Origin of the sequence: Paenibacillus taichungensis (assembly GCF_050994985.1) — a bacterium.
GTDB lineage: Bacteria > Bacillota > Bacilli > Paenibacillales > Paenibacillaceae > Paenibacillus > Paenibacillus taichungensis.
The window spans coordinates 5,269,790-5,286,807 of the sequence record NZ_CP194720.1; the positions used below are offsets into that span (position 1 = coordinate 5,269,790).

Below are 17,018 nucleotides of genomic sequence, written 5' to 3' on the forward strand. Positions count from 1 at the left end.
CCACTCCGAATGCAGAACAACCTTTCGATCGCTGTTATTCCCGAATTTTTTTGATTCCACTTTTCCAAAGTGAAAATCCGGGAATAAAGGCGAGCGCTTCGCTTCTCCAGGTTTTTTCTGCCTTCTTCGTTCCAAGCGTGATCACATAATCAACCTATATTTAAGTAGTAATTAGTCGTTCAAACCAAGCTTTTTGAAGATGGTGTCTACGTGCTTCAGGTGCCATGATGGGTTGAACGCATCTGCGATTTCCTCTTCGCTCAGCACTTCCGTGATTTCCGGTGTGGATTTCACGATATCCTGGAACTGGCGTTGTTCTTCCCATGCTTGCATCGCACGTGGTTGAACAGTATCGTACGCCTGCTCGCGGCTGAAACCTTTGTCGATCAGCTTCGTCATTACGCGACCGGAGAATGGTACACCGAAGGTACGCTCCATATTACGTTTCATATTTTCAGGGAATACCGTCAAGTTCTTCACGATGTTACCAAAACGGTTCAGCATGTAGTTCAGCAGCATCGTTGCATCCGGCAGAATGATACGCTCTACGGAAGAGTGCGAGATATCACGCTCATGCCACAGTGTCACGTTCTCGTATGCCGATACCATATGTCCACGAATGACGCGGGACAGACCGGAAATATTTTCACTGCCGATTGGGTTACGTTTGTGCGGCATTGCAGAAGATCCCTTTTGACCTTTCGCAAATGCTTCTTCCACTTCACGGAACTCACTCTTTTGCAGCGCACGTACTTCTGTAGCGAACTTGTCCAAAGATGTTGCGATCAATGCCAGTGTAGCCATGTATTCTGCATGACGGTCACGTTGCAGCGTTTGAGTTGAGATTGGTGCAGGCTTCGTACCCAACTTCTCGCAGACAAACTCTTCAACAAATGGATCGATGTTCGCGTATGTGCCAACTGCTCCAGAGATTTTACCGTACTGTACGTTGTCTGCCGCGTGGCGGAAACGCTCCAGATTCCGTTTCATTTCTTCATGCCAGAGTGCCATTTTCAGACCAAATGTCGTTGGCTCCGCATGCACCCCATGTGTACGTCCCATCATTGGCGTGTGCTGATAAGTCTTCGCTTTGTCACGTAAAATTTCGATAAAGTTCACGATATCACGTTCCAAGATTTCGTTTGCCTGACGGAGTACATATCCGAGAGCCGTATCAACGACATCCGTGGAAGTCAGTCCGTAGTGCACCCATTTCCGCTCTGCTCCCAGACTTTCCGATACCGTACGTGTGAAAGCAATAACGTCATGACGTGTTTCCTGTTCAATCTCGTAAATGCGGTCGATGTCAAAAGAAGCGTTCTGACGAAGCAATGCTGCTTCTTCCTTAGGAATGACGCCAAGCTCTGCCCAAGCTTCACATGCACAAATTTCAACTTCCAGCCATGACTTGAATTTGTTCTCCTCAGTCCAAATAGCTCTCATTTCGGGTCTGCTATAACGTTCGATCATAAATTTGTATTCCTCCAAAGATTAGTTTGTTCAATCCATTGTAATCCTTCTTCGACATCCTGACAGAGCAGATTGACATGCCCCATTTTCCGTCCTATCTTCGCTTCGGATTTACCATATATATGAAGCTTAGGAATCACACCGAGTTCCAACGCTTCCGCGTCAGCCTGACCCGTTCTGGCAATTATACCTTCCAGATGTTCTCCAAGCACATTGACCATAACAACCGGGCTCAATAATGAAGTATCTCCAAGCGGCAATCCGCAAATCGCACGAATATGCTGTTCAAATTGTGATGTGGCACAGGCCTCCATCGTATAGTGGCCGGAATTATGCGGCCTAGGTGCCAACTCATTCACATACAGTCTTCCATCTGCCGCAACAAACAACTCCACTGCGAGCAATCCAACGGCTTGTATGGATTGAGCCACTGCTGCTGCCAACTTCTGCGCCTCAATCTGTATTTCAGTCGCCACTCTTGCGGGTACAATCGAAGCATGCAAAATGTTGTTCACATGAATGTTCTCCGCAGGCGGGAACGTCTTAATTTCTCCATTCGTGCTGCGTGCAACAACGACTGAAATTTCGCAGTCAAACTTGATAAATTGCTCCAATACCAGTTCCGCACCGGTAGCTGCGAGTTCTTCATAAGCAGCTACCGCCTGATTGGTTTCGCGAATAACTCGTTGCCCCTTGCCGTCGTATCCGCCGGTCACCGTCTTCAGTACACAAGGAACACCCAGTTCACTCACTGCTGCCTTCATGGTGTCCTTGCTTGTAATTTCCCGGTAAGGAGCTACACGTACACCAGCCGCCTCAATGGCTCGTTTTTCACGCAAACGATGCTGGGTTGTGTACAATAACGCACTTCCTTGCGGTACATAGGATTCCCGTTCTAGGAGAGAAGCAACATCTGCATCTACATTCTCGAACTCATAAGTGATTACATCACATTGCCGAGCCAGGTCGAGTGCAGCTTTTTCATCGTCATATCCCGCTTCAATCTGATCGGCAATTTGTCCACAAGGAGCATCTGCTGCCGGATCAAGTGTAACGAACCGATAACCCATCGCTGTTCCGGCAAGTGTCAGCATCCGTCCAAGCTGCCCACCTCCAAGAACACCGATGGTTGTTTTTCCTGGGAGCAAGACACGTTCTGCTTCGCCTGCTGATCCGGATTGAATTTTTGTATTCGTCATATTTCGTCACTGCTTTCGAGCACTTCTTGTTTGATTCGCTCTCTGCGGGCTTCGCTGCGACGCTGGACATCCTGGTCAAAAGCACCGATGATCTGAGCCGCAAGCAATCCGGCATTCGTTGCACCTGCCTTGCCAATCGCGACCGTTGCAACGGGAATGCCGCCAGGCATCTGAACAATGGACAGCAAGGAATCGAGACCATTTAGTGCCTTGGATTGCACGGGAACTCCAATGACCGGAAGCATCGTTTTGGAAGCGACCATACCGGGCAGATGTGCCGCCCCGCCCGCACCTGCAATGATGACCTTGAATCCACGGTCAATCGCTTGCTCCGCATATTCAAACATCAAATCTGGTGTGCGATGCGCAGATACGACCTTTTTTTCATACCCAATCTCCAGCTCGTCCAGCACCTCACAAGCATACTTCATCGTTTCCCAATCCGACTTACTGCCCATAATTACAGCTACCTGTACTGACATGAATACATCCAACTCCCGTCTGAGCGTTTTGGTTTCATCCTGTTGCATCTCGTTATTGTGAAATGAAAAAATCCGCTACCCGCGAAAACATCACATTTTCTCCGGACACCGGACTCCAAGAAATACGTATCCCGCATTTGGGCATGCCAAAGGCAGGCTTGCTGTCCGCATCTGATTTCATGCGTCTCTCAGCCGTATCTCCTCGTAGTCCGGAAATTTACGGTTCCCGGGTAGATACTTCCGGGCCCTATTCCCGGCGTTATACGAGCAAATATCTATTTCAACAAATTAATTCATTAATATTGAAGATTCCACATCTTTCGAACCTACTCGACCTTATATATAACTGATCGACACATCTAACATTCTAACAATCCCCTACAGCTAATGTCAACTTAAAGACGAACATTTAACATATTGACAAATGTAATGTTCGGAAATAACCGATCATTCGAAGATACAGCAACCCTTTTATTCCAAAAAAGAAAGCCGACCCCTCTTCAACCTATCGAAGACAGCCGGCTTTTCTCTATTATGTGTATACACACATTCTATAATTATTTCACGATAAGTACCGGAACCTGAGCATGCTGAACTACGTTGTGACTGACGCTGCCCAAGACAAATTCCCGGATTCCACCAAGACCACGACTACCAATAATAATAATGTCCGATCCGTTTTCTTTGGCATAATCGAGGAGAACCTCGGCAGCAGCTCCTTGAATCAGATCCACGTTCGCTGTAACGCCAGCAGCCTGAATCCGCTCTTTCGCTTCATCCGTTGTTTGCACCGCCAGATTATAGTAGTCATTATTCAATGAAGGTGGCAAAGGTGCCAGTCCTTCCCCGATGAATACACGTGGAAAGTCAAAGGCATGGATAACATCCAAAACAGCACCCGGAGAAACTTTGGCTAACTCAATCGCACGATCAAGTGCTTTATTTGAAGCTTTCGAACCATCATATGCTACTAATATTTTGGAGAATAACATGTAAATCCCGTCCCTTCCTTTATATGTAGAACATTCGAAGCCAGCTTCGGTCTGACATAAAATACAAGAACCATGTAACTCCTTAAACGTCCCCAGGTCTAAATGAACCATTTATAAGAAACATTTTACATAATCATTCTAGTCATTCACCTGGAGTACAGCAGATCCTAACCATTCAATCCTTACCTTATTGCAGGAAATACCCATAGATTACCGCATTTAGGAATAACAACAACGGAATGCCGATCGTAAAACTGGGATGTTTGGTCTTGTGACGTTTACGATACATTGCAATCCATACCCCCAATGCCCCACCAATAAAGGCCAGCAGAAACAGCGTTCGTTCGGGTGTACGGTCTCGACGGCGCTGAGCGCGTTTCTTGTCATCTGACATGACCAGGTAACCTACTACGTTGATAAATAAAAACCACAGTATCAATCCAGTTTGCATATAATTCTAGCGGTCCCCCTGTCCCGGGACATCTCCCTGTACCTCCATTATAGTCCTCTGAAGGAACATGATCAACGCGAGAAGGGAACCGCAAAGATATTTAGAAGCAATGAATCCCGAATACCGAACCTATGACTCCTGTTTAGGAATACCATTCAGGTTTGGTGCTCTTTTTGCTGCCTTTTCGGGACGTACAGAGATACTCTCTTCCTGAATGCTGTCTTTGTTCTGTTGGTTATGAATCTTTTCTGGTTTGTTATGTGGCATCTACGTATCACCTCCTAGGCTTACGTTGCCTGAAAAAGGAGAATCTTATACGACAGTCTTACTCTCCCTTTTTCTCCATGGCTGCCTTCAACAGTTCTCCCAGATTGGAGCCGATCGACTCCTGTTTCGCATATTGTTTGACCAGCTTTTGCTGATCACGTTTGTTCACATGCTGTTTGTCTTTATCCAATGTTTCCGTTATGCCGCAAGGCAGACATTGCACGTATAAACCTGCCTTACCCTCTTTAATTTCCATCTTTTTGTGACACTGTGCACAGCGACGGTTGGATAATCGTTTTTCAGCCGAACGACGATATCCGCAATCCTCTGTTGGACATACGAGGAACTTGCCACGTTTACCCTTCTTCTCAAGCAAGCGTGCATTACAATCCGGGCAGTGACTATTCGATACATTATGCGGCTTATACTCCGCTTTGCTTCCTTTTACCGTAGACACAAGCTCTTTCGCCATTGAACGAATGCTTTCCAGGAAAGGCTCTGGCTTCCCTTGCCCACGAGCAATGCGCTCAAGTTCAGCTTCCCAGCGGGCTGTTAAATCCGGTGTACGCAGCTGAGGAGCAGCCAGTTCAATTAACTGTTTTCCTTTTCCCGTTGGATGCATGCTGTTTCCTTGACGATCGATGGTGTCGGAACTTACCAGCTTCTCGATAATATCCGCACGGGTAGCCGGAGTACCCAGTCCATACTTCTCCATTTGGGAAAGCCAAGCTGCCTCGGTATACCGTTTGGGCGGCATCGTCCGTCCACTTTTGATATGACAACGTTGAACCGTCACGGACTGACCTTGCTGAACGTCTGGCAAAAGCGCACGCTCATGGTCCGAAGAATCGTCAACACGATCATCATCCTCATCGCTATAATCTCCGCCGTACACTTCCCGCCAACCGCTTTCTTTCACCGTTGTGCCTTTCACATGGAAGGAATCGTTACCCACCTGAACAGTAATCGCAACAGAGTCGTACTTCGCAGCCGGATAGAACAAGCTGATAAAACGGCGTACGATCAGATCGTATAACTTACGTTCCTCTGGATTCAGCTGATTGAGGAGAACCGTCTGTTCTGTTGGAATGATCGCGTGGTGATCGGTTACCTTGCTGTCATCCACGATACGTTTGGTGATATTCAGATTTTTACGCAACAACGGACGAGCCAAAGACGCATAGGGGCCAATCGCAACACTATCCAGTCGTTCTTTCAGCGTTCCCGTCATATCCGATGTCAGGTAACGGCTGTCTGTACGTGGGTAGGTTACGAGCTTGTGCTGTTCATAAAGGCGCTGCAGAACATTCGATGTTTGCTTGGCGGAGAAACCGTATTTCCGGTTAGCGTCCCTTTGTAATTCCGTCAGGTCATAAGCCAGCGGATGCGGCTCAACTTTTTCGCTTTTTTTCATTTGGGCAATCGTGCCCTTGCGTCCCTCTATTCGTTTCTTCAATTCTTGTGTCTCTTGCGGATTGAAGATGCGTGAATCACCACCTGCGGCGCGCCATACCGCCTGAAACCCTCCCAGATCGGCCGTTAACGTCTCATACTCCTGCGAGCGGAAACCATTGATCTCATTTTCCCTGTCCATAATCATGCCAAGTGTAGGGGTCTGTACCCGTCCAGCTGACAATTGTGCATTAAATCGAACCGTCAATGCACGAGTCACGTTAAGACCAATCATCCAATCCGCCTCTGCCCGGCAACGTGCCGATTCATAGAGACGATCAAACTGGCTGCCTGGCTTGAGTGATGCAAATCCATCCTTGATTGCCTTGTCGGTCTGAGATGATATCCACAGCCGCTTGAACGGCTTTTTCCACTGGGCCATTTGCATAATCCAACGAGCCAGCAATTCACCCTCACGTGCTGCATCCGTTGCAATGACCAATTCACCAACATCCTGACGTTTCATCAGCTGCTGTACCGCTTTGTATTGATGGTTTGTCTCTTTAAGTACCTTCAGCTTGGTACGATCGGGCAGAATCGGCAGATCCTCCAGATTCCACGTTGCATACTTTTTGTCATAATCCTCTGGTTCAGCCAAACCAACAAGATGTCCAAGCGCCCAGGTCACGATATATTTTGGGCCTTCCATATAACTTTTATGTTTATCACGCGCCCCCATCACTCTGGCTATTTCACGTGCCACAGATGGTTTTTCTGCGAGTACTAATGTTTTCACTCCATATCTTCCTTTCTTTGATAAAACCTATGACTCTCAATGCTTCTATTGGTTGATTAAAAGAATTCTTCTGCTTCTATCTTTTCATTATATCATTTCATGGTATGGGTTTGCTTTGGCTTCACAAATAACGATTCCCCTCATAAAACGTCTATCTTGTGATTTAAATGTCACATTAGTTAACACAATATTCTTCGACAATTTTCTTCTGTGCATGGAATTAGGAGCATTCGATAGAATCTATTGCGATAATATAGTATGTATACGTTTTTTCGGATAAATATGAGTGTTGTAAGAATACCTTACATCTATTTAGAATGTGACAAAAGCAACTATATCAGATTCGCTAACACACATCATTGACACACAGGAAGGGAGCGTGGATGCATGACTTATCATGGATCTGTATTGAAAAAAAGTGGGGCCTTGTTACTGGCCGGAGCAGTTGTTGCCACAACATGGGGAGGAACGGTTCCCTCAGCCTCAGCTGCAACAGCAACGCCTTCGAGCAAAACTACGGTTGCAGCCGTAACCGCTGGTAAGGCTCCTGTCACTGCAGCAGCATTTGTCCAAGCTATGGAAGAAGCGGCTACACTTGCAGGTGTTCCTTTTTCCATGGACAAGCTTTCCGGCACAACAGTACAGCGTAAAGATGCTGCTTTAGCTTTGCAAACCTGGCTGAAGCTGGAGTCTACTCCAGAATCGTTCAAGGATGTTCCGGATCAGGCGAGCTTTGCCGGTGCCGTTGGTGCGCTGAACACCGCAGGGTTGATGAAAGGTTATACCGACGCCCTCTTCCTTCCTAATGCAGTGCTTACCCAAAATGATGTCGCCATATTGAAAGACCGCATTTATAACTACATAAAACCATTTGTTCTGGAGGAAGCCACCATTACGGATCTCCAGGCTGCCATGACGCAAGGAAAGCTGACATCCAAAGAACTCGTTCAGAAGTACCTGGATCGCATTGAAAAATACGATGATCAGGGTGTGAGCATTAATGCAGTCCTTACATTGAACCCGGATGCCCTCAAAATCGCTGAAACTTTGGATCAAGAACGTGCAGCTCAAGGCGCCCGTGGACCTTTACATGGTATTCCCGTTTTAGTTAAAGACAACTTCGATACCAACGATATGCCTACAACCGCAGGCTGTATCTGTCTGAAAGATTCTGTACCTGCTCACGATGCTGAACAAGTGAAGAAGCTCAAAGCAGCCGGGGCCATTATTTTGGGCAAAACCAATCTGCATGAATTCGCATTCGGCATTACCACGTCCAGCTCGCTGGGTGGACAAACACTGAATCCTTATGCCTTGGATCACTATCCAGGCGGGTCAAGTGGCGGTACAGGTGCCGCCATTGCCTCAAACTTTGCAGCCGCAGGCATGGGTACTGACACTGGCGGATCAATCCGCATCCCTTCCAGCTTCAACAGCCTTGTCGGCATTCGTCCAACGATCGGACTGTCCAGCCGTGAAGGAATCATCCCTCTCGCATTGACACAGGATGTCGGTGGCCCTATGGCTCGTACCGTAAGTGATGCCGCAATTATGCTGGATGCTACAGCCGGTTATGACAAAAACGATGTCGCTACAGCTTATGCTGTAGGCAAAATCCCTTCCAGCTATACAGACTTCCTGGATGTAAACGGTCTGAAAGGTGCACGGATCGGTGTGGCCACCGAACTCATCCCAAGCACCAAAGCTGAGGAAAAAGCCGTCGCTGACGTGATTAACAACGCTGTAGAAGAACTCAAAACACTGGGAGCTACGGCAGTCCCGATCAGCATTCCAAACCTGGCGGAAATCAACAAATACCCAAGCTTGAGTGGATACGAGTTCAAATTCCAACTTAATGACTATCTGGAGTCTCTTGGTGACGCAGCCCCTTATCACAGCTTGTCCGAGATTATTGCTTCCGGACAGTTCGACAAATCACAAGAACAGTCGATGAAGACTCGTGATGCGCGGGAAACATTGGAGACTACCGAATATAAGGACATCGTACTGAAACGTACCCAAATCACGCGTGAGTCCTTGCTGAAAGTTATGGCGGACAACAACCTGGATGCCATCATCTATCCTACGTCCACGCAAGCCGCTGGTGTTATTGGCGAAGGACAAAATTCCGGTGGTAACAACCGATTGAGTCCATTCTCAGGCTTCCCGGCAATTACCGTACCTGCTGGATTTACAACTGAAGGTCTGCCAGTAGGTATGGAATTCCTGGGCCGCGCCTTTGATGAAGGAACCTTGATCAAGCTGGCTTACAGCTATGAGCAAGGGACTCATCACCGCCAAGCACCAAAGCTCACGCCATAAATCGTTAATAGAATTAATTTAAACTACGATTAAAATATCATAAGCATTAAGGCTAAATATCTGGTTCCATAGTGATTAAATGGTATCAAATACCGTGCTAATTGCTATCGAGTTATACAACTTGTCTTCAATCTTTCTGCTAACCAAAAAAGTACACCCACTTCATGCGTTCATGAAAAGGGGTGTACTTTTTGGTATCTCAATTCAAGTATGAGTAGAGAGTTATATTCGGTTCTTTAATTGGTATCAGGTACGCTCCATCTAAGCACAAGACCTGCGTAGGTCAGTCCGCCTCCAAAACCAAACAGGGCTATTTGATGCCCGTTCTTTAATTTTCCTTCGTCTACTGCAAGCTGTAGAGCAAGAGGAATGGAAGCCGCGGAGGTATTTCCTCGGTATTCCACACTTGTTAAAGTCCGTTCCAGCGGAATAGGACCGCGTTCACAAACCGCTTCAATCATTCTTAGATTCGCACTATGGGGTACAAACCAATCAATCTCTTGGGGTTTCATCTCTGCTTTGGCTATAAGTCCACTCAATTGTTCTGGAATCGTGCGTACTGCCCACTTATAGATCTCTCTGCCATTCTGGACAAGGCATCCCTCACCCTGCAAAGGTACGCCATTCATCTCAGAAGAAAGACCACTCTTATAGAGATGAATACCTCCTTCTCCACTCGTACCTGAGATGGCCGCCACAAAATCGCCTTTCCCAGCAGCTCTTTCTACCAAAAACGCTCCTGCCCCGTCGCCGAACAATACACATGTCGTACGGTCTGTATAATCGGTAATCTTGGACAACGTCTCTGCTCCAATAACCAATACTTTATGATACATGCCACTAGTTACCAGACTGTCGGCCAACTGCAATCCATACGTAAAACCTGCACATGCCGCATTCAAATCAAGCACTCCTGTATGTGGAATCTTGAGATTCGCCTGTACTCGGGATGCAGTGCTGGGAAATGAATATTCAGGTGTGCTGGTAGCAACCAAAATCATATCCACATCTTCTACGCTAACATTATAACGATGCATCATATCTTCTACAGCCTTGGTAGCCAGGTCAGATACAAATTGATCATCTGCTGCAATTCGCCGTTCTCTCATCCCTGTACGCTGTACAATCCATTCATCACTCGTGTCGACCAGCTTCTCCAAATCAGCATTGCTTAATATTCGATCCGGTACATACGTACCCATTGCGGTAATGGTTGACATTGATTGATTCATACCGGTAGTCACCTCGTTTGTTTTTTATCATTATAGCACTAAGTATTAGTACTTGGTACTAATATATTTAAAATATTTATTATACTTCATTCGTCAGTTGTTTTTTTTAAGTGATCTCTTCACCCTTTACCCTGAGTCATGCAAGATATCGCATGCATTTTGGATGAAGAATTGTGGATATCCTCTGAGTAACATGAAGAATGCCTTAATAAAATGCGTTTTCTATAGACAATCCATTCCATCAGGAGGAAAATAAACAGATTGCCAACCATTACTAAAGAATAGAGATGATGTATACCTATGAAAAAAGAATTTAATATCCTTGCGATTTCCGGAAGTCTGCGCAATCAGTCCTCCAATACGTTACTATTGCACGCCATGATTAAGCTGGCTCCTCCTACCCTTAAGTTTGGAGTATATGATGAATTAAATGATCTACCGCATTTTAACCCTGACCTCGATGTCGAGGAGGGTCCAGCATCCGTGCAGAATTTGAGAGCCCAACTGAAGGAGTCGGATGGAGTTCTGATCTGCACGCCGGAGTACGGAAATGGAGTTCCTGGGGTTTTAAAAAACGCATTAGATTGGGTTGTATCTTCTGGAGAATGGCTTAATAAACCTACCGTTGCCATCGCTGCTTCTCCAAGCCCCATGGGCGGTGACAAAGCCCACGCTTCACTATTACTGACGTTAAACATGATTAATGCCAAAGTCTTAAATGAAGCCTCTCTAACCATTCCTTATATTACATTGAAGATGAATAAACAAGGAGTCATCATTGATTCAGAGACCCAGCATGCATTGGAGAACTCGCTTTTAAGACTAGCAGATGCATGCAACCAAATGAATGAATAGACAGAGTCTGCTTAAATTAAACTGACCATAAAGAAATGAACATTCTAAAAAATATTTAGCACATTCACATAAATTGAAATAAAAAAACAGCCCTGGATTTTCACTGGGCTGTTACAGTCTATATTAGATATTTATTAGATACTTCGTATAAAACAAATAAAAACCACCACCGAATAACATCGGCAGTGGTTCTTTGCTTGGCGGCGTCCTACTCTCCCAGGACCCTGCGGTCCAAGTACCATCGGCGCTAGAGGGCTTAACGGTCGTGTTCGGGATGGGTACGTGTGGAACCCCTCCGCCATCGCCACCAAACGCGATTTGTCGAAGCATAGCTTCTTAAAATCAGATATGGAACTGAAAATCATACACACATTCCGTGATGTACCGATTTTCATTTCAGAGTTTATTCTCTGAAAACTAGATCCGAAACGAAATTCGCGATTAAAACCTGCATATCTTGGATAAGCCCTCGACCGATTAGTACTGGTCAGCTCCATGCATTGCTGCACTTCCACCCCCAGCCTATCTACCTCGTCGTCTTCAAGGGGTCTTACATACTGGGAAATCTCATCTTGAGGGGGGCTTCACGCTTAGATGCTTTCAGCGCTTATCCCTTCCGTACATAGCTACCCAGCGGTGCTCCTGGCGGAACAACTGGTACACCAGCGGTACGTCCATCCCGGTCCTCTCGTACTAAGGACAGCTCCTCTCAAATTTCCTACGCCCACGACAGATAGGGACCGAACTGTCTCACGACGTTCTGAACCCAGCTCGCGTACCGCTTTAATGGGCGAACAGCCCAACCCTTGGGACCTACTTCAGCCCCAGGATGCGATGAGCCGACATCGAGGTGCCAAACCTCCCCGTCGATGTGGACTCTTGGGGGAGATAAGCCTGTTATCCCCAGGGTAGCTTTTATCCGTTGAGCGATGGCCCTTCCATGCGGTACCACCGGATCACTAAGCCCGACTTTCGTCCCTGCTCGACTTGTAGGTCTCGCAGTCAAGCTCCCTTATGCCTTTGCACTCTTCGAATGATTTCCAACCATTCTGAGGGAACCTTTGGGCGCCTCCGTTACTCTTTAGGAGGCGACCGCCCCAGTCAAACTGCCCACCTGACACTGTCCCCGCACCGGATTACGGTACCAGGTTAGAACCTAGATACGATCAGGGTGGTATCCCAACGGTGCCTCCACAGAAGCTGGCGCTCCTGCTTCAAAGGCTCCCACCTATCCTGTACAGATCGTACCCAAATTCAATATCAAGCTGCAGTAAAGCTCCATGGGGTCTTTCCGTCTTGTCGCGGGTAACCTGCATCTTCACAGGTATTAAAATTTCACCGGATCTCTCGTTGAGACAGCGCCCAAGTCGTTACGCCATTCGTGCGGGTCAGAATTTACCTGACAAGGAATTTCGCTACCTTAGGACCGTTATAGTTACGGCCGCCGTTTACTGGGGCTTCGGTTCACAGCTTCGGGATTACTCCCTAACCGCTCCCCTTAACCTTCCAGCACCGGGCAGGCGTCAGCCCGTATACTTCGCCTTACGGCTTCGCACAGACCTGTGTTTTTGCTAAACAGTCGCTTGGGCCTTTTCACTGCGGCCCCCTCGTGCTATTCACACTACCGGGGCACCCCTTCTCCCGAAGTTACGGGGTCATTTTGCCGAGTTCCTTAACGAGAGTTCTTCCGCGCGCCTTAGAATTCTCTTCTCGCCTACCTGTGTCGGTTTGCGGTACGGGCACCATCACCTGGCTAGAGGCTTTTCTTGGCAGTGTGAGATCATGACCTTCGCTACTATAATTTTCGCTCCCCATTACAGCCCAGCCTTAACGATGTGCGGATTTGCCTACACATCAGCCTCACTGCTTAGACGGACATCCATCAGTCCGCGTCACTACCCTGCTGCGTCCCCCCATTGCTCATAACGGCTTACGGTGGTACAGGAATTTCGACCTGTTGTCCTTCGACTACGCCTTTCGGCCTCGCCTTAGGTCCCGACTTACCCTGAGCGGACGAGCCTTCCTCAGGAACCCTTAGGCTTTCGGCGGATCAGATTCTCACTGATCTTTTCGTTACTCATACCGGCATTCTCACTTGTATAATGTCCAGCGCTCCTTACGGTACACCTTCAACCCTTATACAACGCTCCCCTACCCCTGGATCGACTTCACTCCAGCTTCGAAGTCCTGTGTTTATCCCCTGAGAAACATTGGGTCATCCAAGATTATTGATTCTTGTCTGACAAAAATGTCCTTGTGGTAAACACCGCCTCAAAGAAGCAGTGAAGTCGATCCAAGCCATAGCTTCGGTGGTGTGTTTAGCCCCGTTACATTTTCGGCGCAGAGTCACTCGACCAGTGAGCTATTACGCACTCTTTCAATGGTGGCTGCTTCTAAGCCAACATCCTGGTTGTCTGTGCAACTCCACATCCTTTCCCACTTAACACACACTTGGGGACCTTAGCTGATGGTCTGGGCTGTTTCCCTTTTGACAATGGATCTTAGCACTCACTGTCTGACTCCCGGAAGTAAGTCTATGGCATTCGGAGTTTGACTGAGCTTGGTAACCCTTGCGGGCCCCGCACCCAATCAGTGCTCTACCTCCACGACTCTGTTTTCCGAGGCTAGCCCTAAAGCTATTTCGGGGAGAACCAGCTATCTCCGAGTTCGATTGGAATTTCTCCGCTACCCCCACCTCATCCCCGCACTTTTCAACGTGCGTGGGTTCGGGCCTCCAGTGCGTGTTACCGCACCTTCACCCTGGACAGGGGTAGATCACCCGGTTTCGGGTCTACGTCCACGTACTACATCGCCCTATTCAGACTCGCTTTCGCTGCGGCTCCGGCTCTTCACCTTAACCTTGCACGGGAACGTAACTCGCCGGTTCATTCTACAAAAGGCACGCCATCACCCCTAAAACGGGCTCTGACTTTTTGTAAGCACACGGTTTCAGGTTCTATTTCACTCCCCTTCCGGGGTGCTTTTCACCTTTCCCTCACGGTACTGCTTCACTATCGGTCGCTAGGAAGTATTTAGCCTTGGCAGATGGTCCTGCCGGATTCATACGGGGTTTCACGTGCCCCGCACTACTCGGGATACATCTCGGAGAGAGCCAACTTTCAACTACAGGGCTTTTACCTTCTTTGGCGGGCCTTTCCAGACCTCTTCGTTTAACCGGCTCCTTTGTAACTCCATGTGAGATGTCCCACAACCCCAGAGAGCAAGCTCTCTGGTTTGGGCTTCTCCGCGTTCGCTCGCCGCTACTGACGGAATCACTATTGTTTTCTCTTCCTCAGGGTACTTAGATGTTTCAGTTCCCCTGGTATGCCTCTACACAACCTATGTATTCAGTTGTGAGTAACTGGAAATTACCCCAGCTGGGTTTCCCCATTCGGACACCCCCGGATCAAAGCTTGCTTACAGCTCCCCGAGGCAGTTTCGTTGTTCGCCACGTCCTTCATCGGCTCCTAGCGCCTAGGCATCCTCCGTGTGCTCTTAGTAGCTTAACCATAATTGCTCCGGTTTCGACTGCTCGCTTCCCTTGTTTTGCTTACGCAAAGCCAAAAGTCGCTCTCATTCGATACCATCGCAATGCAGTCTTCACTATTTATTGAAACTTGTTTTAACACAAGTTCAGCTTAAAAAGGAATGTTCTAAATCGCAAAATTTCGTTTCGATATCTAGTTTTCAAAGAACAAGCTCCATGCAAAAGCAAGCTGTTTGAGAGTTTGAGCTCTCAAAACTGAGCAACGAGTGAGTAAGTTTTGCAGCTAAGCTGCATATTTGAATGTTTCCGTTACAGGAAACGATTCTCCATAGAAAGGAGGTGATCCAGCCGCACCTTCCGATACGGCTACCTTGTTACGACTTCACCCCAATCATCTATCCCACCTTCGGCGGCTGGCTCCTTGCGGTTACCCCACCGACTTCGGGTGTTATAAACTCTCGTGGTGTGACGGGCGGTGTGTACAAGACCCGGGAACGTATTCACCGCGGCATGCTGATCCGCGATTACTAGCAATTCCGACTTCATGCAGGCGAGTTGCAGCCTGCAATCCGAACTGAGACCGGCTTTTTAGGATTCGTTCCACCTCGCGGCTTCACAGCCCGTTGTACCGGCCATTGTAGTACGTGTGTAGCCCAGGTCATAAGGGGCATGATGATTTGACGTCATCCCCACCTTCCTCCGGTTTGTCACCGGCAGTCACCTTAGAGTGCCCACCCGAAGTGCTGGCAACTAAGATCAAGGGTTGCGCTCGTTGCGGGACTTAACCCAACATCTCACGACACGAGCTGACGACAACCATGCACCACCTGTCTCCTCTGTCCCGAAGGAAAGGTACATCTCTGTACCGGTCAGAGGGATGTCAAGACCTGGTAAGGTTCTTCGCGTTGCTTCGAATTAAACCACATACTCCACTGCTTGTGCGGGTCCCCGTCAATTCCTTTGAGTTTCAGTCTTGCGACCGTACTCCCCAGGCGGAGTGCTTAATGTGTTAACTTCGGCACCAAGGGTATCGAAACCCCTAACACCTAGCACTCATCGTTTACGGCGTGGACTACCAGGGTATCTAATCCTGTTTGCTCCCCACGCTTTCGCGCCTCAGCGTCAGTTACAGCCCAGAGAGTCGCCTTCGCCACTGGTGTTCCTCCACATATCTACGCATTTCACCGCTACACGTGGAATTCCACTCTCCTCTTCTGCACTCAAGTCACCCAGTTTCCAGTGCGATCCGGGGTTGAGCCCCGGGATTAAACACCAGACTTAAATGACCGCCTGCGCGCGCTTTACGCCCAATAATTCCGGACAACGCTTGCCCCCTACGTATTACCGCGGCTGCTGGCACGTAGTTAGCCGGGGCTTTCTTCTCAGGTACCGTCACCTTGAGAGCAGTTACTCTCCCAAGCGTTCTTCCCTGGCAACAGAGCTTTACGATCCGAAAACCTTCATCACTCACGCGGCATTGCTCCGTCAGGCTTTCGCCCATTGCGGAAGATTCCCTACTGCTGCCTCCCGTAGGAGTCTGGGCCGTGTCTCAGTCCCAGTGTGGCCGATCACCCTCTCAGGTCGGCTACGCATCGTCGCCTTGGTGAGCCGTTACCCCACCAACTAGCTAATGCGCCGCAGGCCCATCCCCAAGTGACAGATTGCTCCGTCTTTCCAGTTCTCTTCAGGCGAAGAAAACAATTATTCGGTATTAGCTACCGTTTCCGGTAGTTGTCCCAAACTTGAGGGCAGGTTGCCTACGTGTTACTCACCCGTCCGCCGCTAACTATCCGAGAAGCAAGCTTCTCTTCAAGTCCGCTCGACTTGCATGTATTAGGCATGCCGCCAGCGTTCGTCCTGAGCCAGGATCAAACTCTCCAATAAAGATGAATTTCAGAAGCATCGTTAGACGCTATGAAAATCATCGGTGGTATTGAAAAGAGCGATAAGCTCATTTTGAAACTGACGAGATTAAAAATCTCATTTATGCTTCGAAACCATACAGCCCGAAGGCTTGTACCGATTTCTCAGCGTCGATCTTGCAAGCAAGATCGTTACTCACTCGTTGTTCAG

At 48.1% G+C, this 17,018-nt stretch carries 10 protein-coding genes, 3 rRNA genes and 1 riboswitch; of the genes, 2 read left to right on the plus strand and 11 right to left on the minus strand.

Annotation, left to right across the window (positions count from 1 at the left end):
* Positions 1-171: 171 nt before the first annotated feature.
* From purB to ACR1R9_RS23705, 7 genes are all read right to left on the minus strand, one after another.
* Positions 172-1,470, minus strand: a complete 1,299-nt coding sequence (purB, locus tag ACR1R9_RS23675) for an adenylosuccinate lyase (RefSeq protein ID WP_063568205.1) — start codon at positions 1,468-1,470, stop codon at positions 172-174.
* Positions 1,467-2,669 carry a 5-(carboxyamino)imidazole ribonucleotide synthase gene (gene purK, locus ACR1R9_RS23680; protein WP_433922522.1) on the minus strand — a complete coding sequence of 401 codons (1,203 nt, stop codon included), beginning with the start codon at positions 2,667-2,669 and terminating at the stop codon, positions 1,467-1,469. Before purK ends, purB begins: the two co-directional genes overlap by 4 nt.
* Positions 2,666-3,151 carry a 5-(carboxyamino)imidazole ribonucleotide mutase gene (gene purE / locus ACR1R9_RS23685; protein ID WP_063568218.1) on the minus strand — a complete coding sequence of 162 codons (486 nt, stop codon included), beginning with the start codon at positions 3,149-3,151 and terminating at the stop codon, positions 2,666-2,668. Before purE ends, purK begins: the two co-directional genes overlap by 4 nt.
* A 185-nt stretch (positions 3,152-3,336) precedes the next feature.
* Positions 3,337-3,438: riboswitch (purine riboswitch) on the minus strand.
* A 270-nt stretch (positions 3,439-3,708) separates the two neighbouring features.
* Complete coding sequence (locus ACR1R9_RS23690; protein ID WP_024633549.1) at positions 3,709-4,143, minus strand: universal stress protein; 435 nt, start codon at positions 4,141-4,143, stop codon at positions 3,709-3,711.
* 187 nt (positions 4,144-4,330) lie between these two features.
* The gene (locus ACR1R9_RS23695) at positions 4,331-4,594 is read right to left on the minus strand and encodes a DUF1294 domain-containing protein (protein ID WP_063568208.1); all 264 of its coding nucleotides are present in this window, start codon (positions 4,592-4,594) and stop codon (positions 4,331-4,333) included.
* A gap of 129 nt (positions 4,595-4,723) precedes the next feature.
* Positions 4,724-4,861, minus strand: coding sequence for a hypothetical protein (locus tag ACR1R9_RS23700; protein ID WP_162842470.1), 138 nt, complete (start codon positions 4,859-4,861; stop codon positions 4,724-4,726).
* Between the two features lie 58 nt (positions 4,862-4,919).
* Positions 4,920-7,049, minus strand: coding sequence for a DNA topoisomerase III (locus ACR1R9_RS23705; RefSeq protein WP_433922521.1), 2,130 nt, complete (start codon positions 7,047-7,049; stop codon positions 4,920-4,922).
* Between the two features lie 387 nt (positions 7,050-7,436).
* Here ACR1R9_RS23705 and ACR1R9_RS23710 point away from each other — a divergent pair, with 387 nt between their 5' ends.
* A complete protein-coding gene (locus ACR1R9_RS23710; protein WP_433922520.1) occupies positions 7,437-9,371 on the plus strand; it encodes an amidase family protein in 1,935 nt (644 codons plus the stop codon).
* Positions 9,372-9,607: 236 nt separating this feature from the next.
* On the opposite strand, the gene ACR1R9_RS23715 is transcribed toward ACR1R9_RS23710, so the two are convergent.
* Positions 9,608-10,603 carry a ketoacyl-ACP synthase III gene (locus ACR1R9_RS23715; protein ID WP_433922519.1) on the minus strand — a complete coding sequence of 332 codons (996 nt, stop codon included), beginning with the start codon at positions 10,601-10,603 and terminating at the stop codon, positions 9,608-9,610.
* A gap of 300 nt (positions 10,604-10,903) precedes the next feature.
* Here ACR1R9_RS23715 and ACR1R9_RS23720 point away from each other — a divergent pair, with 300 nt between their 5' ends.
* Complete coding sequence (locus tag ACR1R9_RS23720; RefSeq protein WP_433922518.1) at positions 10,904-11,458, plus strand: NADPH-dependent FMN reductase; 555 nt, start codon at positions 10,904-10,906, stop codon at positions 11,456-11,458.
* Positions 11,459-11,653: 195 nt separating this feature from the next.
* On the opposite strand, the gene rrf is transcribed toward ACR1R9_RS23720, so the two are convergent.
* The 3 genes from rrf to ACR1R9_RS23735 all read right to left on the minus strand — a co-directional run bounded on the left by rrf (position 11,654) and on the right by ACR1R9_RS23735 (position 16,829).
* Positions 11,654-11,770: ribosomal RNA gene (gene rrf, locus ACR1R9_RS23725) — 5S ribosomal RNA — on the minus strand.
* A 145-nt stretch (positions 11,771-11,915) separates the two neighbouring features.
* Positions 11,916-14,967: ribosomal RNA gene (locus ACR1R9_RS23730) — 23S ribosomal RNA — on the minus strand.
* Between the two features lie 310 nt (positions 14,968-15,277).
* A 16S ribosomal RNA gene (locus ACR1R9_RS23735) occupies positions 15,278-16,829 on the minus strand.
* The 16S, 23S and 5S rRNA genes sit together here, the layout of an rRNA operon.
* Between the last annotated feature and the right edge of the window lie 189 nt (positions 16,830-17,018).

Excerpts from the sequence above, each read along its gene's own strand:
- ACR1R9_RS23690 (WP_024633549.1), bottom strand. The coding sequence starts at position 4,143 with ATGTTATTCTCCAAAATATTAGTAGCATATGATGGTTCGAAAGCTTCA.
- purE (WP_063568218.1), bottom strand. The coding sequence starts at position 3,151 with ATGTCAGTACAGGTAGCTGTAATTATGGGCAGTAAGTCGGATTGGGAA.
- ACR1R9_RS23700 (WP_162842470.1), bottom strand. The coding sequence starts at position 4,861 with ATGCCACATAACAAACCAGAAAAGATTCATAACCAACAGAACAAAGAC.
- purK (WP_433922522.1), bottom strand. The coding sequence starts at position 2,669 with ATGACGAATACAAAAATTCAATCCGGATCAGCAGGCGAAGCAGAACGT.
- ACR1R9_RS23695 (WP_063568208.1), bottom strand. The coding sequence starts at position 4,594 with ATGCAAACTGGATTGATACTGTGGTTTTTATTTATCAACGTAGTAGGT.
- ACR1R9_RS23715 (WP_433922519.1), bottom strand. The coding sequence starts at position 10,603 with ATGAATCAATCAATGTCAACCATTACCGCAATGGGTACGTATGTACCG.
- ACR1R9_RS23710 (WP_433922520.1), top strand. The coding sequence starts at position 7,437 with ATGACTTATCATGGATCTGTATTGAAAAAAAGTGGGGCCTTGTTACTG.
- ACR1R9_RS23720 (WP_433922518.1), top strand. The coding sequence starts at position 10,904 with ATGAAAAAAGAATTTAATATCCTTGCGATTTCCGGAAGTCTGCGCAAT.
- purB (WP_063568205.1), bottom strand. The coding sequence starts at position 1,470 with ATGATCGAACGTTATAGCAGACCCGAAATGAGAGCTATTTGGACTGAG.